The organism is Listeria fleischmannii subsp. fleischmannii LU2006-1 (assembly GCF_000344175.1).
Lineage (GTDB): Bacteria > Bacillota > Bacilli > Lactobacillales > Listeriaceae > Listeria > Listeria fleischmannii.
This window is the reverse complement of the sequence record NZ_ALWW01000046.1, coordinates 1-23,675: the sequence shown is the minus strand read 5'-3', so window position 1 is coordinate 23,675 and position 23,675 is coordinate 1. Positions and strand designations below refer to the sequence as shown.

Here is a 23,675-nt window from a genome sequence, read left to right as displayed (position 1 = left end):
TATTGACATACTTACTTAAGCTAATGCATCCACTTTTTTCAAGGGCATATCAAACTAAAAAATCGCACTTAAAAAATTATTGCAGTATCGATTTTTTCAGAGATTTTTATGTTAATTGCAATCTTGCTTTTTGGAATTTTTTTGTTGTTTATCGCTAATTTAGTTAAACAAAATGAATAATCAAACGAAAAAGCCAAACTTTGAGCAGTCCCCTAGAAATCCCAGCTGCTCTTAGTGCTTTTACCAGAGCTTTTTTTGTTCCTGAATTAAGATTTTCAGTCGCTTTATTAACTTTCATGGGATGAATATCATATTTTTATTTTTCATTTTCTTTATTTTTTTTGTTTAAATATATTAGTATCAAGCTTAGAGTTCCTATTTGAAGCACGCCCAAAATACCAATATTTAATCTAGCGGGCATGTAATTACTAAACCCTATAAAAATATTACCAATAGCATAGAGTGCCGTTATTATTAGCATGACCATTACTATTTTCCCCATTTTTTATCATTTCCTTTCGCTAGAAGCTGGTGAGCAAACGTTGTGAACTTAAATCCCTATATAAAAATTGTAGTTATCAATCTGGAACATATACCAGCCCAGTATTTATTCATGCCAACTTTTCTAAATTGTGTAGATAATACATCTTCAATTTTCCCAGTAGAATTTCCTACTACATTAAAAGTTTGCACCATAAACTCATATCCCAAAACATATTTCAACGTCTTTTTTAGTTTACTTGATGCAATAAGTTTATTTACTACTTTATTAACCTTTTTATTCCATGTAGTTTTTCCAATATTTTTAATTTTCTTCAAAGCGGCTTTAGCTGCAATTTTAGCAGCAGTTCCTTTAATCCCTTTTAGTAACTGTTTCTCCTCACTAAAAGAAGGCTTCTCTATATCATTTTGTTCAAAGATTTCATCTGCTATCTCATTCAAATTCTGCTTATCAAGTTCTGTAACATCTTCTTCTGTTAAGTTCAAGTCTTCCTTTAAATTAGGAAATGATTCTTCATCAAATTCAACAATATTAATTTCATCATACTCTTTTAATGCGTTATCAGTTGAAATTTCATAAAATTCTTCTTTGAATAACTCTTTTTCATCATAGTTATAGTATGTATAAGTTCAAAAAAGACTTCTAAGAATGCTAGAAGCCTTTTTTAGTTAGTTACCATATGTATGCAACTAGTTATGAGTTGATTTTCTCTTGCTAAATAGCCATTGCACAAGTAATCCAATTACAGGCGCAGTCATTATACCCCAAAACAAATATTTTTGGGGTATAATGAGCCAGACTAAAATTAAAATTAATACTGTTACTATTGTTGCTATCCAACTGTTCATTTGAATTCACTCCTCAGCCGTATAATACATGTGTCTTTCTAGCGGTAGACTCTTTAGTACTTAATAGTGTTTTTCGACTACTCTCTTTATAAAGCTTTACTTGATTTTTAGTCCAAACATAGTTATAGTCTGTATCTTTTCGGGTAGCAGCTCTAACCTTAAAATACCCTGTCTTCATTCCATATTGAACAATAATATTGGCCACTGATGACGCAGCAACGCCATACATTCCAAATTTCGCTCCTAGAGCTGTAATAGCAGTTTGTATCGTGAATTTTTTATTGTTGGTTATACTTTTATTCTGCCAACTCGACCATGCCCAGGAACCTGTTTGAGATCTAAGCATTGACGTTGTACTAGGTGTTTCTGATATAAGATCTCTTATTCTTTCTTGACTATCGGCTTCCTCTTGCAATTCTTGAATTTCTTCTTCTGTCATAAAATCACTTGAAACGAACGTTTTTCCGGTTTCCGGATTACTAGTCAATGTAACTGTCCCATCTGAATTTTTAATGGTTGTCGTTACAAGCATATCATTTCCTTGCGTAGTTATATAATAAAAATCATCTTCTGTTTGAATCGTATCATACTCTATCTTATTCAATGCTACCCCACTTGTCATTTTTGTAACCGGCCTCTCTGGCTCATTATTACTTGCTTGCACAACAATCCTACTGCTCAAAGGTACTAGAACCAGAATTGTTATTATTGCGGCTATGAATATCTTACTTATTGTTTTCATGTAATTCTCCCCCTTTTTGCTGTTTATGTAACACTTTAACTATAGCATAAAATTAAATACGAAAACGATAAATCCCTTAAAAAGTCCGTTTTTAATCGCGAATGACCAATATGAACCAATTTTCAAGTTTTTTAGTATACAATTTAAGTTTTAATCCACAAAAAAAGAGTGCCTTAGCACTCAAACAGAAGGATGAACCCCCGACAAGGATTCGATTATATTTACCCTTTTTCTCAAACAGTAAAACCCATCCTTTTCAGAATGGGCTTTACCTGAGTATACACAAAAATTTAGGAAATAAATCTCATTTATACAAACAAGGGAGTTTGTATACTATCACATTACTATAAGTGAATAGATTTAGCAACTAATCGACTCGCTCATGCCAGACGAGTCAGGTAAGAGATTTTCATTGAGAGAATTTATTGCAGCATGATAGTGTCAGTATATCACAATACAAGAAAACATCTAAGCATTTGATTCAAAAAAAAAGACTAGTTTCCGCTAGTCTTAAGCCCTCGCACATTTCAAGCGAGTCGTAATCAAAGATTTTGTGATAACATTTTATTGCATGTATCTTTTATTATACTTTACTGTACAAAAGAAATCCACTCTTTAGAATGAACTTCTGACCAGTCATACAACGGGGATGTTGTACTATAATAATTTATACCACGTGTATAGAAAAATGAAACCTTCTTCCATGCTTTATATTCAGTATTAAAGAGCATATTCTAAAAAATGTAATCAATTTCCGTTGACCTTAGCTAATAGCAAGTTAAAATGGATATGTCACGTACATAAAAATAAGGCCAATTATTGTGATGGGAACTCCTACAATTAAAAGCGGGATAACAGAACCCTCCCACGCTTTTTTATTATTGAGCGCTCGCCACCTGAAAATTCCTCCTGAAAGACCAATAAAAAAAAACACCTAGAAAAAAAATTACTACAGTTATTAAAAATAATGACTCCACGAAAAACCTCCTACTCCTATTATTTGAGAACCCAATTCAAAAAAATCACATAAATTAAATTGCATATAAATTATTATAACACACTTTAATTTATCTAAATATGTCTATTTTTTGAACTTTCCCGCCATTTGATTTTAATCTCAAGATTCACTTACATTTAGTTCTAAGTGTCGTATTCACTCTTATTTATTTTGATACTCAGTAAAACTTACCGGCAAGGGTACCATGAAGCCAAGGACTAAAGATAAAAAAGGACTCCTGTAAAGATTACAGATATTTTAATAAATTTTTATTCCTACTAGCTCCTGTCCTCAACAAAAAACGAGGCTAGTTTCCGCTAACCTCGCACACCGCTCATGCTAGACGGTGATTTCATCGAACGATACATATTAGAAACAGGGAAACTTAAACTGTATTAGCATGAACTACTATTATACATGACTGTTCGGATTATGCAGTGACAACTTTTCATACATTTTGTGACAATTTACTCGATAACCAAAAAAACTAGGGAGGCATTAAACGCATTTCAGATGTTTTCTATGTTATGTATCCACGTTAAGTTATAAATCTATGCTCCCTCGCTTGAGCTGATCAATCAGCTCAGCTAAATTAATAACCACTTTGTCCGCTAGTTTGTCCAGCGCTTCGACCGCCACTGCTTTATTGTCGCTTAACTGATACTTAATATCTTCAAACACCATCTTAGAACTTTCGTAAATATTGACCGACGCTTTGTTCAATGCGATGACATTTTGGAACTGTGTCCCGTCAAAAAGCGCCGTATCTATGTATGGCCGATATGCTTCAAGCACTGCATTTAATCCCCCGCCTCGAAGGGACTGGACAGCTCCTTTTACCGATGCGAGAGCAATTTGATAAGGTTGTATCTCCCTAACAGCATCATCCAGTGCTTGGCGTGCATTTTGGTCAATATCCGTAAATGGGATGTGAGCAAACGATAAGGCAGAACGCAATTTCCCCACACCATCCATCAAATCATCCACCATGTAATCAAGTTGTTGTAGAGAACTTCCAAAACTTGCGATGACAGGATCTAATGAAGATAAGGCAGACTTCTTGAATTTACGATAATTTTCATCAAGTAGTTTCTGTTTCTTCCCCATTCCATCCTTCATTGCCTCCGATTCCTTTAATACAAAATTTGAAGTGACAGGCGGGGCAGAAACTTGTTCGACTTTTTGATGAGCTGTCAAAAGTTTATCGGCTTTTTCCAATTCTTGCGAAACATATTTCACTTGCATCCCAAATGTAGAAATTTGGTTTGTCAGAACGTCTTTATTCCTGTCAATTATTTTATAGTGCTCCTTAAGTTCTGTTACCATGCCGTCGCTCAAAAAATGATTATCAATTCCGTTAAACAGCATCGGAATAGCCCCTTTTTTTAATGCATTGAGTTGAAGAATAATACCATCCAACTTGGAAATTGTATCCGCTACAAGTAGGGGGAGTTCTATGGCTATACCCAAAATCCCAGAAAATACATGCATAGAAATAAAATCTAGCATATCAGATAAGACTGGTGCCATTCGTATACGCTGAACAGCTTCATACGTTTTGACTCCAACAGGATTTATTCTTTCAAGTTCCTCACGCAACTGTTCATAAGCAGCCATTCCCGTTAATACTTTTCCAAAAGCATCTTGACCTAATAAGTCGTCGAAACTAGTTGTCAATTGTGTTCTTCTATCATCAAGCTTGCTTCCTTCCCTTTCGACAATATCCACAGCATGATTGACATGTGACTGGGCAGTAGTAATTTGTCCTTTCATTTTTGACACCATAGAGTCCGCTAAGATTTTCATATTATCAGGATTGACGTCTATTTTATGCCCTTTCCCGCCCGTAAGAATAGTTCCGCTCCAGACACCAACAGGAAGATAAGCATCTGCGTCTATTAGGACTTTCTCTCCGTCTATATCAATGGGGTCACTATAACCCGTATGGTTGGATACCAGAGTAGCAAATAAAGGCATATTGTTATTCACGATAACATTTTTACCCGGTAAACGACTTAAGTATCCCGCACTCCGCTCCCCTAGTGTTAATGGGTCATATTCGCTCATGTAGTTGGTAATATCAGGATTCTTTTGTGAATAATTGCCATCAGGCAAAATTGCGGGGTTATAGGTCACACTCTTCACATCATTATTGGACGCGACATAATTACTTAACCCGCCTCCTAGAGAGTTTCCTCCCACATAATCAATATGATATTTTTTACTCATTGCTCGATAAGCATCATTAGCCGCCTCTAATTGCGCATCAGGTATGTTTCCGGGTAAAGTGGCATCGGTAATAATATCCCGTCCTCCGTCTTTTTGCCCTTGTGTGCCTTGGAAAATCATACCAACTTCGCCTGTTTTGGTGTTCTCCACAATCATGTAGTCAAGTCCGGATTTGGTGTTGTACTCACCTTCTTTAACCACGTAGACTGAACCATTAACATCCAACCTAGTATTCAGTTTCGGATCAGAATAAACATGTTTCCCACTCATTTCTATAATATCTAAATCAGACGTTTTTTTCTTCTCTGCAATAACCATCTTTTCACCTTCTTTATTTTTGAAGTTCTTGGGCTCTGGTGGAGTCTCCATTTGGTAGTCCTACACGATTTACAATAAAATTCTTATAAACATCAATACTGTACAAACCTTTTGGCAGCCCTTTGCTGAGATTCAAGTCTTCTCTCATTTTGTCAACTTCTTCTTGTTTAGGAAGCCCTTTTGATTTGAAAAAGTAACGGCAAGATATAGAAACATTGCTAAAATCTGGATTATCTTTTAGAAATAGACTTCTTAACAATTCACTATCATTCGATAAATTATTATTTTGTAAATAAGCTTTGTAAACTGTTGGAAATTCAAGAGATGATACGGAAATATAATAGAATCTTTGTTCATATCCTCCAGCTTGTGTTTTATCAATGCTTTTTTGATTATACCCTTCCAAATCATATTTTTTTGCCTCATTTGCTGTAAAAGAATCCAACTGTATAAATTCTTCCTTATATGCTTTTGCGTACAACCCACTTACAATTGCCCCTTCCACGACTCCATCCTGAGACCAAACATTTGGTGATGGATCAAGTTCCTTCTTCTGCATATCAAGTCCCACAATCACGGAAGTATGAAACTCTATCGGTTCTTCTGCTTCCACCATAACAACCGCCGCATCTCTTGCGGGTACTACATTATTCACTTTGACATTAGTTTTATATGTATCTTTCATATATGCGATAGCTCGTTTTTTTATTTCTGCCGCGTTCTTTTCGACAATTTCTTTAGACTTGTCGCCATCAACAAAAATAAAACCCTGCCCTTTATACTCTGCTACAGGTGTTGTCCCGTCGTCTGCTTTCTTTTCTTTTTCATCTGACTGTCCCATAAACGAACAACCTCCTAGTAAAATTGATAAACTGATAATAGAAATAGCTATTTTTTTCCCGTTCATTGTATGCCCCTTTCTTCCTGTTATACACATAAGTAATTCGCTTCCAAAAAAAGAACAAAAATGCTTTTCTTTCAATATATCATAGGTAAAATACATCGTCTATGGATATTCTATGAATTTTTCCGACTTCTACACAAATAAAAAAAGCCCACTCTGAGGAGTGAGCTGTTTGACTAACAATATAACAAGGGAGTTGTTATATCATTTATTTATTAATACCACCGGTTCGTGTGATTGAAACATTTTTTATGGCCAGCCATTTGGCCTTTTGCACAAAATTGACTCTGCTTAATTTCAATTTAGCACTTTTATACAATCTCCTTCTGTATTTAACTTACTTTCAGCGCTTCAAAATATAACATCACGAGGATATCCCAAAATAACTCGGCTTTATTGTCAAAGTAACCGGTTTCTTCCGCACCTCTTGAATGACTCCTTTTCTTTATCATAGACAGAACGACTCTCAGAATTAAAAATTTCATGCAAATATTTGTACTTCCCCATAAGAATCCCTTCTATAAATTAAAAAAGTGTCATTTTTTAATTTATATCGCACAAGTTTGTATTTGTAAATAAAAAAGTATTGTTAGTTAATAAATACGTTCGTGTCTTATATAATCTTCCACTCAAAAAAGCTCTCAGCCAAAATAGACTAAGAGCTTTCAATTTATACTTTTTTTACATAATGCGGCGCATCTGGAATATAGCCGATAACTCCCTCTGTCAAGATGACCTGTAACCACCCTGGTTTATCCATTTCTCGCAACACTTCCACCGTATCCCCTTTTTTCTTTGTCTGCACCACCGGGCTATCCCAGTCTTGTTGGTCACGGAAATGCACGGTCTCCGCTGTCACCACATACGTTTCGGTTGGCTTCTCTTCAAACCAGTATTCAGTCAGACTATCTTTAAACCACCCTTTTTGACCTTGGAACTCGATTTCGACGAACTCGTTTTCTCGCTTATCGTAGTTCATGTTTACCGCATAGTAATTCGGTATGTCAAACGCAACAGGACTGTCCCAGTCTGGGCGTGTACGAATATGATGCGTCGCACGGGCATAACGCCACCAAGTTCCCGTGAATCCAGCACTGGGCGTCTCTTTTCCTGTCAAGGCTTTGACAATAGCCGCGACAGCTTGGACACGTTTTGACGTAGCTTGTTTCATATCTCCCGCATTGCTGATGAACGCCACTTCAATTAATATAGCAGGCGCATTCGTGTTTGCTAAGAAGTAGAGCCCCTTATTTTCTTTAGCGCCACGATTTCGGATTCCTAGCGCATTCGCTATGGCTTGACTCACTTGTGACGCGAGTACTTCCTGGTCATAATACAACACTTCTACGCCTGTGGCACTGGCTGAAGCTGAGTTAAAGTGGAAACTAACATCTAACCGCCCTGTTCGGTCGACTTCATTGGCCTTGTGCGCTTGTTCAGATAAGATAGCTTGTTGCCCCTTTGCCTCACTGGTTGTATTCGTCACCGTATAACCTACTTGTTTCATCTGCTTGATAAATTCGTTATTATACTTCATCGCCTCGGCGTGTTCAGAGTATCCATTTCCTTGTGCGCCATCTGTGTGATAGCTATGTCCTGCGTTACTCGTAAATCGTTGAAAGCTCATTTTGTTTCCTCCTTCTTCTTTTTCAATTTTTCAAAGCGTTCCTTCACAACTGGGGGCAAAGGAAGACCTAATTGACCTAAATTTTCTACGATAGATAACCCATAAAAGGCAATATAAAAAACCGCTACTCCTACTCCAATTTGGTGTAAGTGTGCGATTTCGAGATAAGGATAGACAATAAGAATAATCAACAACATTAAAAAATGTTTCGCGAGCCCTTTCAAGCCCACTGTACTATCAATATTCCGCCCTACTATCCAGCTTCGTACGAAGCCTGTCACAATATCTAAAAAGACAGACCAGACTAAAATATGAATCAATAAGTTACGCCCTAAATTTCCAAATTCTTGTACTAATAAGAATGGATTAATGTCCATAAGCTACCCCCGTTTCTCTTCGTGCCCCATGAATAATGGCTCTCCTGTCAGCGTCTCATAGTCTTCCGCCGTGATAGACCCCCAGACAACAAATTCAGTGAGGTCCTCCTTGGTATAGAATCCCCATTCATAATACAATTCGATATCTTCGTACGTGGGATAATTCATTGTTCTTCTCCTCCTTCTAACTTTGCGACCTGTGCCGCTAAATACGCTTGTGTTTGAGCGCTTTTTGCGCTTATTTCCTGTAACTGTTCTATTCGACTGGCTTGTTGCGCTGCATCACGTACAAGTAATGAAAGTTGCTTTTGAACTTGTTCTAGCACGGACGGTTGTGAAAAGGCTTCGACAAGCTCAGCTTGACGTTTCGAATCAACGACTGCTTTGCCTTCTTTCACCTGCACACAGTCCAATAAACATTGACTCGCCAGCTTTTCATCACACTCTACTTCGATAAATGACGCTTGTGGTACGTGTGACCACGCGGTCACATACTTAGCCTCGTCAAGCTGTACATACATTTTCATTTCGTTTCCTCCTTAGACTACGATAATTTTACAAATCACAAAATTGTTGTTTGGTGCCACTCCATTATCATCATGTCCTTTAATGGTCGTCGGCGTCATATAAAACGTTTTTTTCGCAAAATCAGATGAGCCTTTCATGCCCTCCCATAAGGATTTGCCCGGAAAAGCTTCAATGGCCGCCTTCGGAAACACATACACACCGTATCCATAATCTAACATCCCTTCTCCAGGTGAATAACGGGTACAAATCACAATGACACATGATTTTAAGTCCGCCACATCCCAATCCCATGAATAACTATGAGAATCCAGCAGATAGACACCGCCGTTAAAGACCTCTTTTGGTGTAAAATACGAGTCTGTATACGCTTTAGCTGCCTGAATAGCGATCTGTTCTGCTTCTTCGATGGATTCTGCGACAAAAACTTGTGTCGCGTATCCCATTTTCGTGATTTCATCTTGTAAGCCTAAAACAAGCCCCGCTTCTGTGTATGGCGCGACATCTTCCAATACATTATTGATTTTTTTGCGCAACTGGATACCTTTCATTTCGCATCCTCTCCTTTCTTTTGTTCCTCTTCACGCAACACATGGAGGATGAATTCTTTCAACCCGTATACCTGACTAACACTGATACGTGTTGCGACTTCTTCGAACTCATCTTCTTTTACCTGTCGCAAAGGGATATGTTCTTGACTCATGTCGAGCTCACCTCCACCACAGCTTCCCCCATTTTGATTTTTCGGGTTTCATCTGCATACGCTAGTACTTTGACGACCTGCGAAACGTTCGTTATCTTACCACTGACATAAATAGTAAATGTAGACCCATTTACCGCACCGCCGTTGGTGACCACGCCATCTATAGAATAAGCCAAGGCAATTGGTTCCCCCACGACTCGACCTGTCAAATACGTTTGACCCACTTTATAAGGCGTGGGTGTGAGGGTTGCTTTCAAACTAGATTGGAAACGTTTATCAGGCCCAAAATTCGTCATCACGAAGGTACCCGGTACCCCTGGAACGGCACTTGAGAAGTCGGTTTCCTCCATCACTACATCAGAATTCGCTTCGTCTAAAATGAACCACGCTTCTGGTGTATCCACTCCTTCCCCAACGGGGAGATACACGAGGTCCTGTTCCTTCATATCCGCCAAACCAGCTTCCGAGAAGTACAACGTACTTTTTCGTTCCATTTGAAGCTGTTCCGCATCCATTCGGTCTTTTAACACAGTATACAAAAAACCGTGGACATCTAAACGCGCATCCACGACTTCCGTATCAGTATTCCCACTTTCTAGAATAAGTTGATCAATCCGCGTTTTTAACGCCTCGATTTCTGCTTGATACTTCGTATCTAGCTCATGATCCCCTTGTTCTCGTAAATAAGCTTCTGTGGCCATGAGTTGGTCCATATAGGCATAAAGTGCTTCAAGCTCATGAGCTTGACCTGCCGCATAGGCCATGATTTTTCGCCAGTTTTCATTGGTTTTTTCATGGAACTCGTAATTTTGAAGGGGCATCCCCCACAGCCATAAATCTAATGCCATCCTCCACACCTTCTTTCTATAGTTTTGTCCACACAGTGACACCCTGATTGTCTATGGATTGCCCCCATTTCGAACCATCAGGAGACACTAAAAAAGCATCCTGTTTCGCATTCCAAGACGCTTTTTCTGCTTCTGTCACATTATTCCTTTGAGCCCCACTTTCAATGGCATCTAACTTTGTCTTATCTTCTTTCGCCATCAACCCATTCTGTGAGGGGGTTGCCACTTCGATATCCTCCAACCGTACGATTGGAAAATAGAAGTCTCCTTGATTATTTTTCAGCTGCACTTGATAGGCGGAAGTCTGGATACGCGATGCGGTATCCTCTTCGAGTACCTCCGCGACAATACGTTCTTTATAAAGCGTGTCCGTCGTATCTTTGATATTGTTCAGATTATACTTGGTATCAGAGAGTTTCTTCTCAGATTCTTGTACACTTCGTTGGAGTTTTTGTTGAATTTGGAGAAGATCCTTCGGCCGTCCCATAAAGCCTAATTCCGGTGGCTTTTGTGCATACGGATGATAAACGGTCATCCGCTCTATTTTTAACCACAAGTTATAGCCCATTATCTCATGAATGAACCACACCTTCTTACGTTCCGAAATCGGTTCACGGTCGGTATACACGAGGTCGAGCGAAACCTCCGGTGTATCGATAATTTGTGTCTTCGCCCAATTCAACAAGGGCTCTCGATTGGTAAAACGCTCGTCTGAAACAGGCTTGGCTTCTCGCTCTCCCCAGCGTTCCACCTCTCTCGATTTATACACGGCCGTCACATAATAATCGTCATCAGAACGTCCTTCGGTCTCTTCTTTTTTCTTCCCATACGCTTTGACCACCGTACGTAAATTTTCAGTATGTTCTTGTACCTTCACAGTATCGGTATTGTACCGATAACGTAAGACTACATCTGACTCTTCAAAGAATGCCGCCTCATCATAAAGATACCAGACTTTATTATCTGCGAATAAGTAAGCTCCGTAACGTTCCACAGCCATTTGTAGATAGTCCATTAGGGTTATACCGCCTAAATTTTCAATCGTCTCACTTGAAAATTCTCCGCGTAGTTGAAAGGTAAAGCCACCCCGATTCTCACGAAAACCATGTTGTAACATCTCGTAAAGCGAGTACTGTTTTTCTCCTTCTGTTACATGTCGTTGAACGATATCCACACAAGTAAAACTAATATGGTGCGCGGTCACTTCCTTCACTTGTCCCTCTCCAACCATACCGAGAGAGATAGATTTGACCACATACTGCTGGTTATCGTATAGAATAACGGATTCGACCTCGACGAGGTCAAAAGAAAAAGCGTTAAGCGATGTTTGATAAACGGTGAATTGTAAATTTCGCGCGCTGTTTAGTTCATACTCATATTTGAAATTTGTATAATCCACATCCATCAATATTTCCTCGCGTAGTCCGTTTTTATCGCGTACCAAAATATCCATTTTTCACCTCCTTATCGATAAACAAAAGGAAAGTCAAATTTTATTTCGATTTCCTCTGCACCCGTAAGTTCAAATTCATTCCACCCAGTCGCTAATGTGATAACGCCATGATTGGTATCTTTCCCACAATGCGTGTCATTTTTATACGGATAAACGCCGCTAAGGACTAACACATCCGTTTTTTTTAACGCTTTATAGTAAGTAAAATAGTCTCCAGTTGTCTCATTTGTGAGCGTAGGCTGACCCTCACACGAGAGTGCAATCGTCAACTTGTGTCGCATTCTTGGGTCAATCGTATCCGTTGATGCATTGTAAATTCGGAATGTTTTATCTGTGTGAATGTAACTCAAATCTTCTCCGAGTGGTAAATTCAGGCCAATTGCCCATTTATTTGTACTAAAAAGCATCGGGTCAAGTGTGGTCGCCCATGACTCCGAATATCCTTTGTACACATTGAATTCCAAGGTCAAAACCGCCCCCGCAAACATCGCTTTCTCTTCGTTTTCCCAAGTAATTTTCACATTATCGATAGCGAATAAATTGCCAGGTTCCCGCTCGTATCTCACAAAATAACTCTCTCGGCTACCCACTAATTTTTTGATTTCTCGCTTGACCATTTTTAAAAGTTCAGATTGGCGTGTCTTGACTACGAAAGTGAAAGTTTTGGTAAAAGGCGCGAAGGTATTTTTACCTGGTATTAAGCCATCAATCCCAGAATTTTCCATTACGTTCGTTTCAGCTTGCCAGTCCGACTCGTGTTCATGTATGAAATAAAGTGGTAATTGGTCTGTGATTCGGATCGTGCCCTCTTTTTTAATTATGTCCATCCAAACTTTCGTCATGAAGCACCACCTCTCCCATAAGATTCACGTATCATTCTGTCCGCCGAAACCTGACTTGCTACTTGTTCAAATGCCTTGTAATCTAGCTCCTTGTTTTGACTCGCAATACGTAAAAGTAAAGAAATCATTTTTTCTTGTTGTAGATTACTTTTCTCTAGCGCTTGGATTTGTCTATCCTGTGTTTCTTGGTTAGCTTCAATCGTAATATTAGGCTCAAAATTAATTCGTTGTGAAGATTCTTTGATTCGTGAACGAGGACCGAGATTCGAAACTGCCTGCATAAATCTTGAACCTTTTAACGCTTGGTGTTGATGAAACCTTGCCATCGAGGACCAAATACGCGTCCCTTTTGGGAGCGCCATCGGCGTATCCGTATTTGGCGAGATACCGAAGTAACCATCTGGTGTCAAAAAAGGTTCTCGTTTGGCAGCGTCCCCTAAAATGGCAGCTCCACCTTGAAAATGATTTGTACCAACCCCATTCTTTTTTTTGTTTTTTTCCCTTTCTCCGTATAATGGGTGACTACGTTGAGGGTTTTCGTCCCGCTCTTTATACTTTTCCATTGTTTCTCCACCGCACTCAATTGTTTTTTGGTCTCTTTTGCACCAGGAGCTGATGATGTAAATTTCTTTTTTTTAGGGTCTTTCTTGTTGTATGAATCAATATCTTTTTTTCCGTCCTTTGTTTTCTTTTTGACATCTTTACTCTCTGCTAACATCTTCTTGATCTTTTCAGGAAGTTTATCCCATAAGCCCATATCTTTTAGAGCTTTCTTAAGTTCTGTTTTTGTTTTGGCTTTAGCTATCAGTTGTTGTTGTTTAGCGCTAAGAGTTTGCCATTTGTCTATGTCATTAAGAGCCTTTATAACTTCCGGGGCGCCTTTATACGCTGCTAGCATCTGCTTTTGTTCAAAAGTGAGGCTGTTCCACTTATTATTCTCGATGATGCCTGTTAAAACGATAGATTTCGCATTCGATGATAACCTAGCATTCTTCAACATAAACATCATATTATTCCAACCGTCTTTTGATTTCATACTTTCAGCAACCACTTGCTTAGCGTTAGTTTTCACTTTCCCATCTTTAGGGTTAAATATCATAGCATTCCACATCTGATTAGCCTTTACTGTTTCATCAGTCATCTTGCCGCTAGATTTTGCAATTCGGTCATCTGACTTTGCAATCGCTTGCGCACGCTTGTCAATTTCTTTTGCAACCTGGTCATAGGTAAGACCGTACCTTTTCAAGTTTTCTTCTAGCTGTTTCTGCACAACTTCATGCTTAACTCCAAAATTTTCATATCCATTGACCTCAGCAATCGCATATTCCATGCGGCGAGCTGCGTGCTTTTCTTTGAGCTTGGTATACTCAGTATCATACTCAGCAGAATCTCCGTAGATTTTTTTGAGGGCCTCTTTTTGCTTTCCAAATTCTTTCTCTTCTTCGGCATTTGCTTTCCCTAGCGCAGTTATTCTTTCATCATATTGCGCCTGCGTCATCTTTGTAAAATCGTTCTCCATTGCTTGAAGAACTGATTTCTTCTCTTTTCCCGACAGATCCATTTGGTTCACTTCTAGCGCCAAAAGTTCTTTTTTGGGAATTGATGCGGAGAAGATATTCCTCATTAGTAAGTTTTGTCCCATCTTTCGCATGTTTCAATGTAATAGCATTCACTGTACTAGCCGCGTTTTCAGCAAGTTTAACACGCTCTGCACCTTGTTTCTTTTCAGTGTCAAGCGCTTTTTGGGCATTTGCTCGCATGTCTTTTGGTAATTTTTCGATTTCTTGTTTAAGTTTATCTAGCTTCGCATTGTCTGCTTTTGACACTGCAGAAACCATCTTATCCATATTAGCACTAACTTTTTTTGCAGACTCACTAGACACTTGGTCAAGAGATTGGAGAGAATCAGATGTTTTATCCGAGTAATTTTTCATCTTCGATAAAGCTTTATCTGCACTTCCTCCAACATCCGTCCCCCATTTGTTGGTTCGTTTGGCCGATTCTACAGCACTTTTGCCCCATTTTTCCCATGCAAATACGCCACCTGCTAACGCTACCCCTACACCGGCTATACCTAAACCAACTGGATTGAGAGACAATCCAAAAAGTCCGACTCCTTTTCGAGCTACTCCAGCCGATTTATCCATTTTAGTTAACCCTTTGCTGGCTTTACCTGTACCTAAATCTAAATCAATAAGAGGTTGCTTAGCAGCAGTCAGCTTAGATGTTAGAAGTCCAATTCCTCTCAAAGTTTTGCCCATGCCTGAGGTTAAGAACCCTAAACTTTTAACAAAATTTCCAACAAATATCGTCAATGGACCCAACACCGCCGATAACAATAAGGCCTTTGCAATGAACTTTTGCGTGGACGGATCTAAATCGTTAAATTTATCAATCATTTGTTGTAACCATTTCACACCGTCAGACAAGAGCGGAATAACAGCTTGCCCCAAGCTTATGCCCATGGTTTCAAGAGCGCCTTTCATCTCTTCAATTTTCCCTTTGAGATTGTCCATTTTCTTAGCCGCTACATCAGCTGCTGTAGTTTTCTTCATTTCACCATTCATTTGATTCACGCCATCTGCACCTTCACGGGCTGCAATTGAGGCCGCTCGATAGGCATCTGAACCAAAAATGGCTTTTAGCGCACTTTGTTGTTGGGCAGGAGTCAAACCTTCTAGTGAATTTTTTAAGACCTCTGATATTTCTGCGAAACTTTTGACTTTGCCCTTCGAATCATAAAACTGATTACTCCCATCTTTCGTGATGATACCCAAGCGTTTCATCGCTTCAGCAGCACTGTCGCTTTGTGGCTGTAAAGTGAGTAACATGGTTTTTAAAGATGTACCTGCATCAGATCCCTTCAAGCCATTATTAGCAAATACAGATAGCGCCGTTGCTGTATCATTAAAAGAGAGGCCTGCACTCGAAGCAACTGCTGCCGATTGGGCTAAACCCATTTGGAGTCCTGACACACTAGTGGCGGAAGCATTCGCTCCTCCAGCCAGTAAATTGGCCGCATCTCGCACAGACAAATTCTCAGATTTAAACGCATTCAATGCAGTACTCGCAATTTCTGCTGCATCTTTCAGGTCCAACTCTCCAGCTGTTGCTAAATCCAATGACGCGGCAAGTCCCCCATTCATAATGTCACTGGTGCTGACCCCTGCTTTCATGAGCTCTTCAATTCCTTGAGCCGCTTCTAGTGATGAATACTTTGTTTTAGCCCCCATATCGACAGCGAGTTTTTCTAGCTGAGCCATTTCTTGATTCGTTGCACCCGATACAGCTTGAATAGAAGAAAGTTGCGCTTCAAAGTCAGCTGCACTTTTGACTGCAAGTCCCATACCAATAGCTACAGGAGCACTAAAATTTCGCGTCACACTTCCACCAACTTTAGAAATCCCGCCACCAATAGATTGAATTTTTTGGCCGTACGCATCTACTTTCCTACCCGCCTGGATAAAGGCACTGCCTTGTTGACGTAGATCGCGTCCCGTTTGCTGGAGTGTGCGATTCATTTTGATGAGTTCCGCTTCTGCCAGCATATAGCGTCTTTCAGCTTTCGCAACATTTTGTATCTCTTTTTCACTCGCATTGGCATTATTCTTCAATGCTAGCGCTTTTTCCTCATAAGATTTCTTAAGCGAGTCCACAATCTGCTTTTGTGATTTCATTTGAGCCAATAACAATTTGTATTTTACACCGAGTGCTTGTACAGTCCTACCCTGTCCAGTGAAAACAGCATCCGTCGCTTTCATAGAAGCTTTTAAAGCTCTTTGTTGCGCTTCCAGTGTTTTAATAGACCTTTGGAAAGGGTCTATATTCATCGAGACTGTGGCGCCTAAATGTCCGATGTCATTCACCATATGTTCACCTCCCAAAAAAGCGTATTTTTTGAGTAATACGCTCCTTAAAATCCACCATTTACGAAAAACTCCTCAGGAGCTATTTCTTCCACTTCTGCCTCTTGCTCCTCGCTCACCCTATTAAACATCACAATATCGTCTAGCGTAAGCCGGTTCACGTCAAGGATTGTATATCCTTGTTGCATCAACGTCTTATATAAGACTCGTATGGAGGTTAAGGCTTCTTGGAATGTGGTGGTTACTTTTTTTCATCTTCTGATTGTCCACCCAGAACTTTCATATAAATTGATTCGCATACTTCTTGGTAATCCACACCTACACCATCGATGAATTCTTCCACGCTGAATTGATGATTGAAAATTTTTTCTATGAGTTTTGCATGAAGCTTGATTAATTTTAATCGGAACTCATAAGTTTTTGAAACAGCATTTTGAATCTCTTCAATCATTTCTCCCTCCCCAGCGCCTTCCTCAGCTAGTTTGGATTCAATCACACGTTGATGAGTCTGAAATTCTTTTGTCAGTTTTTCAATTTCCACATAATTCTCCAGAACGGTGACCTGATCACGTAAAAAGACATCTGATTTCGTGAATCTTTGATTTTCTCTTTTTCCTGTCCCAGAATCCAAATATAAATCAATGATCAGCATGGTGCCTACACATCCTTCTTCACAGAATCTTTAGCACGTGCTTCGGTTGTTGTCGTTGTGGTAGTAGTAGAAGTTGTTGTGGTTGTTGTCGGAAGTATATCATCTGGTACAGTTCCAAAAACTTCCATGAAAAAGGCAGCTAGATCGAAATTCTCAGATTCTTCCATGACTGTAACCATAATACGTTGCTTCTCTCCTCGTCCTGAAAACAAGCCTGTCATCGCATCGGTTTGTGCTTCTGGTTTCGCTTCTTTCGCCTTTAACTCAACCCCGTTATACGACATTTGCCCTTTATATAAACCGATCCAACCATATTTTCCCTCATTGTAAAGAACTCTAAATGCAATCGCAATATCACTTGGAACGGAATTCTCTTCCACAATGACCATACCTTCTTGCATCACATAACCAAATAAGGCTTCTTTATCGGCATCATCAAAATTAGCCACCGTGAAGTCCGCTGTGGTTTCCGTTCCTCCTTGTAAAATAATCCAATTAGGATCATTATCTGCTGCAAATCCTTCTGATTCTTTTTTCATTTCAATCTTTGCTTCTGTGACACCTGGTAACCAAACCGCGTCTGTTACCACATTGTCCACTAATTTACCATAATATAGCTTGTCTACCCCTAATTTCACACGTCTTTTACGTTCTGCCATGCTTTTTCCTCCTTATTTATCAAAATATCCGGTGTATTTTTTGTAACCAATCTTTAAATCTAAATCACGTTCTCCGTCAATCCCAAACTCTGTCGGTTCAATGAAAAGAGATGATAATATACGGTCAATTTCAGGCATCAACTTTTCAATATGCCCTATTTCCCCTACCCAGACTTCTAGTAAAAATTCTAGATATTCTGCCTCCGTTTGATTATCAGCACGAAAAGCTGGGGTCATCCGAGAACGTGACAAACAAATCATTGGAGCATATGTCTCTTTTTGATACGCATTAGGTACCTTGCCAACAAAAATCAATGGTTCATCTGTTGGGTAGCCGCGTAATTCGTTTAATAATTCTTGTAAGCTAAATGATTCATTGAGCACATCGTATGCCCTTAGGATGGGCAATCGACTCATAAGTTTAACCCCTTTCTCATATAGCTTTTCATCACTTCTAACACAACTGGTTTAGCTCTATCACGAGATTTCTCGATGAATTTTTGTGGAGCTTGTTGACTTGTTCCTGAATTAGGAAAATGAGCTCTCCACCCTTGTGACTTATTGAATCCCACGTCAACCATAGAATTTGAGTCTTTATCTTTTTTTAGTCCTGTTTGAACAATGCTGCTCGCTAAGGCTCATAATTATTCAATTCATGACCAGCAGGTATTCCATTACCTACAGGCGTTGTGCGTTCTAAAATACCTTCATAGAGAGCAGCAGAGTCGCGGACTGCTTTATTTGCCATTCGAGTATTCTCTCGCTTCAAACGAGCTAAATTTTCTGCGAATTCTTCAAAGCCTTCCACACTCATTCCCGCACCTCACAGTTTAAGAACAATTCGTCGAACTTCACAGAACATGCCTTCACGGTATACAATGTCCCTCGATACGAGACATTCAAATTTTCACCTAAAAGTCGAGGGGCTAACTCTCTTCGAATAACAAATGTGATCGTTTGCTTGACTTCTGAAAGCCCAACCCCCTCTTTTCGACTCGATTCAGCATCCTCAGCTTTTAATTCCTTTAACCCCGCCCAACAAGCAAAGAGGAATTCTGGCATTTTTTTCAACTCGCCGTTGCTGTTCTTTTTTTTCCTTCTCTATATAGATAGAGATTCGCTTATTCATGAGTCCTGTCTCCATACCGCTCCTCCTCTACTTCTTCAAATTCGTTGATATATTGAAGGTAAGCAGGCTTCAGGGAAAGAACCATGGCTTGGACGCCCTGGGGCGTTTCGTGAAAGGAAAGAGAAGTGGTAGCTGACCTCGTTTTATAAAAGTGATCTGTTAAAAATAAGGTAGCCAAATCAAACACTTCCCCATACTTTGCCTCTCTATAAAAAGAAGTGTAGCTGTCATCGCTCCCTATCATTCCCATTAGCATGGATTGTGCAACAAGTACCATTTGCTTCACCGATTCATCATCTTCATCAAAATCTATTCGCAAATGAAGTTTAACGGTCTGTAAATCTTTTTCATCGTCCATACTCAGCATGCTTATCACCCGCCTGTTTCAAAAGTTCTACATATTTATAGCTACATTTACTCGGATTAACAAAACTTAAATCGTCTTGAAAAGGTGTTCGATAGACATACTTCCCTTTAAAGAACAAGTCTTGTTTATCATCTACTACGCCCGCATTATGGTAAATTTTATGTTGGTCCCAATATTCAATTGGATCAGTCGCCCAACAAAAATCCAGTTCTTTCGATATCTCTACTTTTTTATCGAAATAGAGTACATTCCAAAGTTGCGCCCACATCTCTGCGGTCCATTTTTGAATATCTGACGATAGTCCGTTCAAATAGTGATAGAGTTTATTAGAGTCCTGATATACTTTATACCAATAGGTAGCACTGGGTTTATCAATAATCCATTGTGCTCCTGCGGATAATTCATTGATGGAAAGTATAGATTCAACGGAAACACCTACAATTTGAGCCATCTTCTCTAAAATCTCATTCCCTTTAGATAAAATATAATCTGCATTCAGATAATGGCTACAATCGCTACCAATCCAACAGTTTTCTTTATATTTCATAGTTGAAAAATCAATCGATTCTGTTAGAACACAGTCCGCATCTAAATAAAAGTAAGTTTCCTTCTCCGCTTCAGGGAATTCCTGTAAATAGCGATACCATAGATAGGGCTTGATGGAAGGAATATAACTTTTATCTTCTCGATTATCCTCATAAACGTAACATTGAACAGGATAATAAGTTTGAATCCGCTTGACGACCTCGTCGTTATCTTTTGAAAAGAGAAGCACGATATCTGATATACCGTGCTCCAATAAACTACGAATACATATTTCCAATTCCCACTCAAAACGAACCTTCGCAGGTTGGGCAAGTAGCGCCTTCATTATTTCTTACCTTTTGTCGTCTTTATCCCTGTTGTGGTAGTGGTTGTCGTGGTGGCTTCGGTGGTTGTTGATGTTGTTGGTGCTTCTGTAGTGGTTGTCGTTGTTGGACTACTAGTCGTGGTAGTGGTTGTACTAGTAGTCGTGGTTACTTTGACACTACGGTTGCTATACGAAAGGCAGAGGATAATTTAATTTGATGGTCAAACCATGCGGTTACGACAAATAGATTAACCCCTGTTTTAACATCTTTATCTTGTTCATATTGCGCGCCAATATCGTAGTTAAAATGAGAATAGGAGAAAGCACCAATAACTGGATCTACTGCCGCATCTGTAAAGACAACAGGCTTGCCAAGAATTTGTTCAGGTTGGGCGGTATACAATGTAGCATTCCCATTTGCTAGCGTTTCAATAATGTTTAAGTAATCGGCATAACGCATGAAAATTTTAGCAGTCTCACGATAATCTTCATGTAAATCAGCAATCGCTGCTTTAATCGCTTTATATAAATCTTCTCCTTCTACACGTTTGATATTGACCACGGTTTCATCATAAAAACTCATGTGCTCCTCACCTGTTTTGGGCATCTCAGCAAAGGCCACTTTACGTTCTTTTGCAGCTACCCCGCTTTGAAGAGCATTTTCCACGGTAGCAACCAAGTTTGTATTCGTTCCAAGTAAAACCGTTTCAGAAACGCCTGCATAAACCTTAAATTTATGACGGGTAAAGCTGACTGTTTCACCTTTCGCTTTTAATTCTTTTGCTGTCTCCATGTCCGCGATGAAATCATCATCGTCCAAAGTAAACGAAACCTTAGGGATTTCCAAGTTAGGGATATTGGTAATCACGGAATTTTCTCGTAATGGATTTTTAACTAATGGTTCAACTAAAATATCATTGGCCACCGTTTTAGGTAAAAATTTCCCTCCGCCCGTCGTATCATCATCCCCTAATGTCTGAAATACTTCACTGGGTACAGCTTCCTTGGCCATCGTTTTTTTGATCAATTGCGCTTTGGCGTCAATCACTTTTTGTTTAGGATCATCTGTATGACTAAATTTTCCTTTTTCAAGTTTGGCTTTTTGTTCAGCCTCTAGTGCATCGTGTTGCTCTTTTAGTAAATCAAAACGTTGTTTCAAATCTGCTTTCGTAGTTTGCAATTGGTTTAATTCCTCAGTAGACACTTTGGGATCAATCGCTTTTTGCGTCATTGATTTCTCTGTCTTACCTAATTGCTCGGCCAGTGTAGCCATATTTTGTTTTAATTCAAATAATGTCATTGTCATTTTACATTCCTCCTAAAAATTGTTGTTGATAAAAAAGAGCGCTCGCCTTCGCTTCTTCTGCTAGACGCTTTCGCTCTTCTGTTATAGGGTATTCCGTTTCCTGCGGCTCACTTTGTCTAAAATGCGCCGGTACATGTTGAAATTTTTCGAAAATCTCGCCTTCCACGCAGGCGGCAATTTGATTAGCTCCAAAAATTTCATCGCACAATCCTAATTCAAGGGCATCTGCAGCACTTAACCAGGTTTCATCATCCATAATTTGTCGAATCTTTTCTTCCGTTAATTTATCCTCTGCCTTGTTCAGGTAGGTAATGATAGAAGACTGTGCAATCGCATCCAGATCATCTGCATGTTTACGAAGCTCAATCGCGTTTCCTGCCACAATATTCCACGGATTATGGATCATTTGCATCGAATTTTCGTACATGATGACTTTATCCGCACCTGCCACAATGACGCTTGCTATGGAGGCTGCTAATGCATCTACGTAAGCGACGACATTGGCTTTATGAGTCTTAAGCATATTACTAATAGCAATTCCTTCAAAGACATTACCACCTGGGCTATTGACGTGAAGCTTTATGCTCTTCACTTCCCCCAGTGCTAGTAAATCCTTTTGAAAACTAGATGCTGTTGTATCTCCTTCATCCCCTTTAGAAGAAGTGATTTCACCGTAAATATAAATCTCAGCTTCATTTAGATTTGCTGATTGTTTCATTTCCCAAAACTTTTTCATTTTCTCACCCCTTTCATAGGCAAAATAAAAAATCTAGCTTTCACCAGATTCACTTTTACCGATATTTCCTTTTCTCAACGATGGATCCATTTCAAGCGGATACATGTCTCCGCTTATCCATAACTCTGCGGCCATACCGCCTTCTGGTGGCAGTTCTTCCCACGCGCGCACATCATCACGTTTTAGCCAGCCGTCGCGTAATCCTTTACTATAGAAATTAGCTCTCGCTTCTGAATCTCCTCTCAAGAGACCATTCACGCTAAATTTAAAATAATACTTTTCATTGCGTTGCTTAACACTTAATAGTTTTCTATTAAATTCTTTTTCATACTGTCTTATGATGGGGATGAGTGTTAAGTTGACGAACATCTGCATTAACTGTTCGTTGGACGAAAAACTATCACTATTTGAATTTAAAAAAATACTAGGGATATTATAGACATTCGCAATACGATCACGTGTAATTTCTTCCGCAATTTTCATATCTCCTGCAATAAAATCACGCGTGATTTTTTCAACCTCAACACCAGGTTCTTGAAACAGCACGCCGCCGTTTTCCTCATAGAAACGTTTAAAATCTTCCACAATAGCAGCCTTTTTTTCTGGATCTACATTTTGACCGTATTTTAAAATAAATGAATCTCGTGTATTTTGCATTTCCTTCAAAGCGAATTCTCGAACAGCCTTATCATACTGATTGGAATTTTTCAATATCCTGTATGGGGCTAATTCCTTTCCAAGTACTGATTATAGAAATGTGTTTTACATGAATCATATACTAATAGATGGATAAAATAGGCTCCGCCCCTCATTTCGAATGCGATACCATAATTCATGAGATTCTCGCTCTATCATCGGCTCGACGTTATTCGGGTCTAATGGAATCAAGTGTTCTACTTTCGCTCGAATATCTCGTATAAGAATCGCATATCCATTACCATTTGTATTTCTGGACACTTCAAGTGACTTTATGACATCTTCCAAAGTTTGATTTACATTCGGTGACAAAATATAGCTGGTTAAACTCATCTGTATTTTGCACGTCGTATTCCTTATATAATTTAAACGGCAAGCTTGCTAAGACATTAGAAAGTCGAGACACAACAGAAAATATAATTTCATTTGTCGCAAGTGTGTCATTCTCAATCCCAAAGAAAACTTTTCCTATCCAGGAGGTAAAATTACTTTGCGTTGA

The 23,675-nt window shown here is 39.2% G+C and carries 27 protein-coding genes and 1 pseudogene; all 28 read right to left on the bottom strand.

All coding sequences use genetic code 11. The annotated features are described in order from the left end of the window. Positions 1–558: 558 nt before the first annotated feature. Positions 559–987, bottom strand: a complete 429-nt coding sequence (locus LFLEISCH_RS12045; protein WP_007476915.1) for a hypothetical protein — start codon at positions 985–987, stop codon at positions 559–561. A gap of 376 nt (positions 988–1,363) precedes the next feature. Beyond that, complete coding sequence (locus LFLEISCH_RS12040) at positions 1,364–2,092, bottom strand: hypothetical protein (RefSeq protein ID WP_007476913.1); 729 nt, start codon at positions 2,090–2,092, stop codon at positions 1,364–1,366. 1,540 nt (positions 2,093–3,632) lie between these two features. Continuing rightward, positions 3,633–5,636 carry an SA1320 family protein gene (locus LFLEISCH_RS12035; protein WP_040504865.1) on the bottom strand — a complete coding sequence of 668 codons (2,004 nt, stop codon included), beginning with the start codon at positions 5,634–5,636 and terminating at the stop codon, positions 3,633–3,635. 13 nt (positions 5,637–5,649) lie between these two features. Next, positions 5,650–6,477, bottom strand: a complete 828-nt coding sequence (locus LFLEISCH_RS12030; protein WP_007476909.1) for a DUF1672 family protein — start codon at positions 6,475–6,477, stop codon at positions 5,650–5,652. A gap of 733 nt (positions 6,478–7,210) precedes the next feature. Further along, positions 7,211–8,167, bottom strand: coding sequence for an N-acetylmuramoyl-L-alanine amidase (locus LFLEISCH_RS14775; protein ID WP_007476908.1), 957 nt, complete (start codon positions 8,165–8,167; stop codon positions 7,211–7,213). Then, complete coding sequence (locus tag LFLEISCH_RS12015; protein WP_007476905.1) at positions 8,164–8,544, bottom strand: phage holin family protein; 381 nt, start codon at positions 8,542–8,544, stop codon at positions 8,164–8,166. Before LFLEISCH_RS12015 ends, LFLEISCH_RS14775 begins: the two co-directional genes overlap by 4 nt. A gap of 3 nt (positions 8,545–8,547) precedes the next feature. Next, positions 8,548–8,712 (bottom strand): XkdX family protein, encoded by a 165-nt coding sequence (locus LFLEISCH_RS15100; RefSeq protein ID WP_007476903.1) that lies wholly within the window; start codon positions 8,710–8,712, stop codon positions 8,548–8,550. Beyond that, positions 8,709–9,065 carry a hypothetical protein gene (locus LFLEISCH_RS12005; RefSeq protein WP_149022063.1) on the bottom strand — a complete coding sequence of 119 codons (357 nt, stop codon included), beginning with the start codon at positions 9,063–9,065 and terminating at the stop codon, positions 8,709–8,711. The genes LFLEISCH_RS15100 and LFLEISCH_RS12005 overlap by 4 nt, the downstream gene beginning before the upstream one ends. Before the next feature lie 18 nt (positions 9,066–9,083). Continuing rightward, positions 9,084–9,620 (bottom strand): hypothetical protein, encoded by a 537-nt coding sequence (locus tag LFLEISCH_RS12000; protein ID WP_007476900.1) that lies wholly within the window; start codon positions 9,618–9,620, stop codon positions 9,084–9,086. Further along, positions 9,617–9,772: a hypothetical protein gene (locus LFLEISCH_RS15415; RefSeq protein ID WP_159099773.1), complete on the bottom strand. Its 156-nt coding sequence runs from the start codon at positions 9,770–9,772 to the stop codon at positions 9,617–9,619. The genes LFLEISCH_RS12000 and LFLEISCH_RS15415 overlap by 4 nt, the downstream gene beginning before the upstream one ends. Then, entirely contained in the window at positions 9,769–10,620 is an 852-nt protein-coding gene (locus LFLEISCH_RS11995) for an immunoglobulin-like domain-containing protein (RefSeq protein ID WP_007476897.1), read from the bottom strand. Before LFLEISCH_RS11995 ends, LFLEISCH_RS15415 begins: the two co-directional genes overlap by 4 nt. A gap of 16 nt (positions 10,621–10,636) precedes the next feature. Then, entirely contained in the window at positions 10,637–12,073 is a 1,437-nt protein-coding gene (locus tag LFLEISCH_RS11990) for a prophage endopeptidase tail family protein (protein ID WP_007476894.1), read from the bottom strand. 11 nt (positions 12,074–12,084) lie between these two features. Then, positions 12,085–12,915: a phage tail domain-containing protein gene (locus LFLEISCH_RS11985; protein WP_007476892.1), complete on the bottom strand. Its 831-nt coding sequence runs from the start codon at positions 12,913–12,915 to the stop codon at positions 12,085–12,087. Beyond that, a complete protein-coding gene (locus tag LFLEISCH_RS11980) occupies positions 12,912–13,325 on the bottom strand; it encodes a hypothetical protein (RefSeq protein WP_007476890.1) in 414 nt (137 codons plus the stop codon). Before LFLEISCH_RS11980 ends, LFLEISCH_RS11985 begins: the two co-directional genes overlap by 4 nt. Before the next feature lie 26 nt (positions 13,326–13,351). Beyond that, positions 13,352–14,476 carry a hypothetical protein gene (locus LFLEISCH_RS11975; RefSeq protein WP_007476888.1) on the bottom strand — a complete coding sequence of 375 codons (1,125 nt, stop codon included), beginning with the start codon at positions 14,474–14,476 and terminating at the stop codon, positions 13,352–13,354. Next, the gene (locus LFLEISCH_RS11970; protein WP_007476887.1) at positions 14,394–16,784 is read right to left on the bottom strand and encodes a phage tail tape measure protein; all 2,391 of its coding nucleotides are present in this window, start codon (positions 16,782–16,784) and stop codon (positions 14,394–14,396) included. The genes LFLEISCH_RS11975 and LFLEISCH_RS11970 overlap by 83 nt, the downstream gene beginning before the upstream one ends. Before the next feature lie 44 nt (positions 16,785–16,828). Next, positions 16,829–16,972, bottom strand: a complete 144-nt coding sequence (locus LFLEISCH_RS15410) for a hypothetical protein (protein ID WP_159099772.1) — start codon at positions 16,970–16,972, stop codon at positions 16,829–16,831. A 50-nt stretch (positions 16,973–17,022) separates the two neighbouring features. Beyond that, the gene (locus LFLEISCH_RS11965) at positions 17,023–17,433 is read right to left on the bottom strand and encodes a hypothetical protein (protein ID WP_007476885.1); all 411 of its coding nucleotides are present in this window, start codon (positions 17,431–17,433) and stop codon (positions 17,023–17,025) included. A gap of 5 nt (positions 17,434–17,438) precedes the next feature. Then, a complete protein-coding gene (locus LFLEISCH_RS11960) occupies positions 17,439–18,092 on the bottom strand; it encodes a major tail protein (RefSeq protein WP_007476882.1) in 654 nt (217 codons plus the stop codon). Positions 18,093–18,104: 12 nt separating this feature from the next. After that, positions 18,105–18,509 carry a hypothetical protein gene (locus LFLEISCH_RS11955; RefSeq protein WP_007476880.1) on the bottom strand — a complete coding sequence of 135 codons (405 nt, stop codon included), beginning with the start codon at positions 18,507–18,509 and terminating at the stop codon, positions 18,105–18,107. After that, positions 18,506–18,715 carry an HK97-gp10 family putative phage morphogenesis protein gene (locus tag LFLEISCH_RS16540; protein ID WP_420912443.1) on the bottom strand — a complete coding sequence of 70 codons (210 nt, stop codon included), beginning with the start codon at positions 18,713–18,715 and terminating at the stop codon, positions 18,506–18,508. The genes LFLEISCH_RS11955 and LFLEISCH_RS16540 overlap by 4 nt, the downstream gene beginning before the upstream one ends. An 8-nt stretch (positions 18,716–18,723) precedes the next feature. Continuing rightward, positions 18,724–18,906 (bottom strand): hypothetical protein, encoded by a 183-nt coding sequence (locus LFLEISCH_RS11945; RefSeq protein ID WP_007476876.1) that lies wholly within the window; start codon positions 18,904–18,906, stop codon positions 18,724–18,726. Beyond that, on the bottom strand, positions 18,903–19,154 hold the full coding sequence (locus LFLEISCH_RS11940; RefSeq protein WP_007476874.1) for a hypothetical protein: 252 nt from the start codon (positions 19,152–19,154) through the stop codon (positions 18,903–18,905). Before LFLEISCH_RS11940 ends, LFLEISCH_RS11945 begins: the two co-directional genes overlap by 4 nt. A gap of 59 nt (positions 19,155–19,213) precedes the next feature. Further along, positions 19,214–19,588 (bottom strand): head-tail connector protein, encoded by a 375-nt coding sequence (locus LFLEISCH_RS11935; protein ID WP_007476871.1) that lies wholly within the window; start codon positions 19,586–19,588, stop codon positions 19,214–19,216. Next, the gene (locus tag LFLEISCH_RS11930) at positions 19,569–20,459 is read right to left on the bottom strand and encodes a hypothetical protein (protein WP_007476869.1); all 891 of its coding nucleotides are present in this window, start codon (positions 20,457–20,459) and stop codon (positions 19,569–19,571) included. The genes LFLEISCH_RS11935 and LFLEISCH_RS11930 overlap by 20 nt, the downstream gene beginning before the upstream one ends. A 145-nt stretch (positions 20,460–20,604) precedes the next feature. Beyond that, positions 20,605–21,744 (bottom strand): phage major capsid protein, encoded by a 1,140-nt coding sequence (locus LFLEISCH_RS11925; RefSeq protein WP_007476867.1) that lies wholly within the window; start codon positions 21,742–21,744, stop codon positions 20,605–20,607. A gap of 1 nt (position 21,745) precedes the next feature. Continuing rightward, a complete protein-coding gene (locus LFLEISCH_RS11920; RefSeq protein ID WP_007476865.1) occupies positions 21,746–22,480 on the bottom strand; it encodes a head maturation protease, ClpP-related in 735 nt (244 codons plus the stop codon). Positions 22,481–22,513: 33 nt separating this feature from the next. After that, positions 22,514–23,509 (bottom strand): annotated as a pseudogene (locus LFLEISCH_RS16020) (phage portal protein). Positions 23,510–23,675: the final 166 nt, after the last annotated feature.

What these genes read in the sequence shown, in the direction of transcription:
- LFLEISCH_RS11945 (WP_007476876.1), bottom strand. Translation starts at nt 18,906, where the DNA reads ATGAGTGTGGAAGGCTTTGAAGAATTCGCAGAAAATTTAGCTCGTTTG.
- LFLEISCH_RS12000 (WP_007476900.1), bottom strand. Translation starts at nt 9,620, where the DNA reads ATGAAAGGTATCCAGTTGCGCAAAAAAATCAATAATGTATTGGAAGAT.
- LFLEISCH_RS11990 (WP_007476894.1), bottom strand. Translation starts at nt 12,073, where the DNA reads ATGGATATTTTGGTACGCGATAAAAACGGACTACGCGAGGAAATATTG.
- LFLEISCH_RS12040 (WP_007476913.1), bottom strand. Translation starts at nt 2,092, where the DNA reads ATGAAAACAATAAGTAAGATATTCATAGCCGCAATAATAACAATTCTG.
- LFLEISCH_RS11925 (WP_007476867.1), bottom strand. Translation starts at nt 21,744, where the DNA reads ATGACAATGACATTATTTGAATTAAAACAAAATATGGCTACACTGGCC.
- LFLEISCH_RS12035 (WP_040504865.1), bottom strand. Translation starts at nt 5,636, where the DNA reads ATGGTTATTGCAGAGAAGAAAAAAACGTCTGATTTAGATATTATAGAA.
- LFLEISCH_RS11935 (WP_007476871.1), bottom strand. Translation starts at nt 19,588, where the DNA reads ATGCTGAGTATGGACGATGAAAAAGATTTACAGACCGTTAAACTTCAT.
- LFLEISCH_RS11955 (WP_007476880.1), bottom strand. Translation starts at nt 18,509, where the DNA reads ATGAGTCGATTGCCCATCCTAAGGGCATACGATGTGCTCAATGAATCA.
- LFLEISCH_RS11985 (WP_007476892.1), bottom strand. Translation starts at nt 12,915, where the DNA reads ATGACGAAAGTTTGGATGGACATAATTAAAAAAGAGGGCACGATCCGA.
- LFLEISCH_RS12005 (WP_149022063.1), bottom strand. Translation starts at nt 9,065, where the DNA reads ATGTATGTACAGCTTGACGAGGCTAAGTATGTGACCGCGTGGTCACAC.
- LFLEISCH_RS12030 (WP_007476909.1), bottom strand. Translation starts at nt 6,477, where the DNA reads ATGGGACAGTCAGATGAAAAAGAAAAGAAAGCAGACGACGGGACAACA.
- LFLEISCH_RS11970 (WP_007476887.1), bottom strand. Translation starts at nt 16,784, where the DNA reads ATGGTGAATGACATCGGACATTTAGGCGCCACAGTCTCGATGAATATA.
- LFLEISCH_RS11930 (WP_007476869.1), bottom strand. Translation starts at nt 20,459, where the DNA reads ATGAAGGCGCTACTTGCCCAACCTGCGAAGGTTCGTTTTGAGTGGGAA.
- LFLEISCH_RS11940 (WP_007476874.1), bottom strand. Translation starts at nt 19,154, where the DNA reads ATGCCAGAATTCCTCTTTGCTTGTTGGGCGGGGTTAAAGGAATTAAAA.
- LFLEISCH_RS11995 (WP_007476897.1), bottom strand. Translation starts at nt 10,620, where the DNA reads ATGGCATTAGATTTATGGCTGTGGGGGATGCCCCTTCAAAATTACGAG.
- LFLEISCH_RS12015 (WP_007476905.1), bottom strand. Translation starts at nt 8,544, where the DNA reads ATGGACATTAATCCATTCTTATTAGTACAAGAATTTGGAAATTTAGGG.
- LFLEISCH_RS15415 (WP_159099773.1), bottom strand. Translation starts at nt 9,772, where the DNA reads ATGAGTCAAGAACATATCCCTTTGCGACAGGTAAAAGAAGATGAGTTC.
- LFLEISCH_RS11975 (WP_007476888.1), bottom strand. Translation starts at nt 14,476, where the DNA reads ATGGATCTGTCGGGAAAAGAGAAGAAATCAGTTCTTCAAGCAATGGAG.
- LFLEISCH_RS11960 (WP_007476882.1), bottom strand. Translation starts at nt 18,092, where the DNA reads ATGGCAGAACGTAAAAGACGTGTGAAATTAGGGGTAGACAAGCTATAT.
- LFLEISCH_RS11920 (WP_007476865.1), bottom strand. Translation starts at nt 22,480, where the DNA reads ATGAAAAAGTTTTGGGAAATGAAACAATCAGCAAATCTAAATGAAGCT.
- LFLEISCH_RS15100 (WP_007476903.1), bottom strand. Translation starts at nt 8,712, where the DNA reads ATGAATTATCCCACGTACGAAGATATCGAATTGTATTATGAATGGGGA.
- LFLEISCH_RS11965 (WP_007476885.1), bottom strand. Translation starts at nt 17,433, where the DNA reads ATGCTGATCATTGATTTATATTTGGATTCTGGGACAGGAAAAAGAGAA.
- LFLEISCH_RS14775 (WP_007476908.1), bottom strand. Translation starts at nt 8,167, where the DNA reads ATGAGCTTTCAACGATTTACGAGTAACGCAGGACATAGCTATCACACA.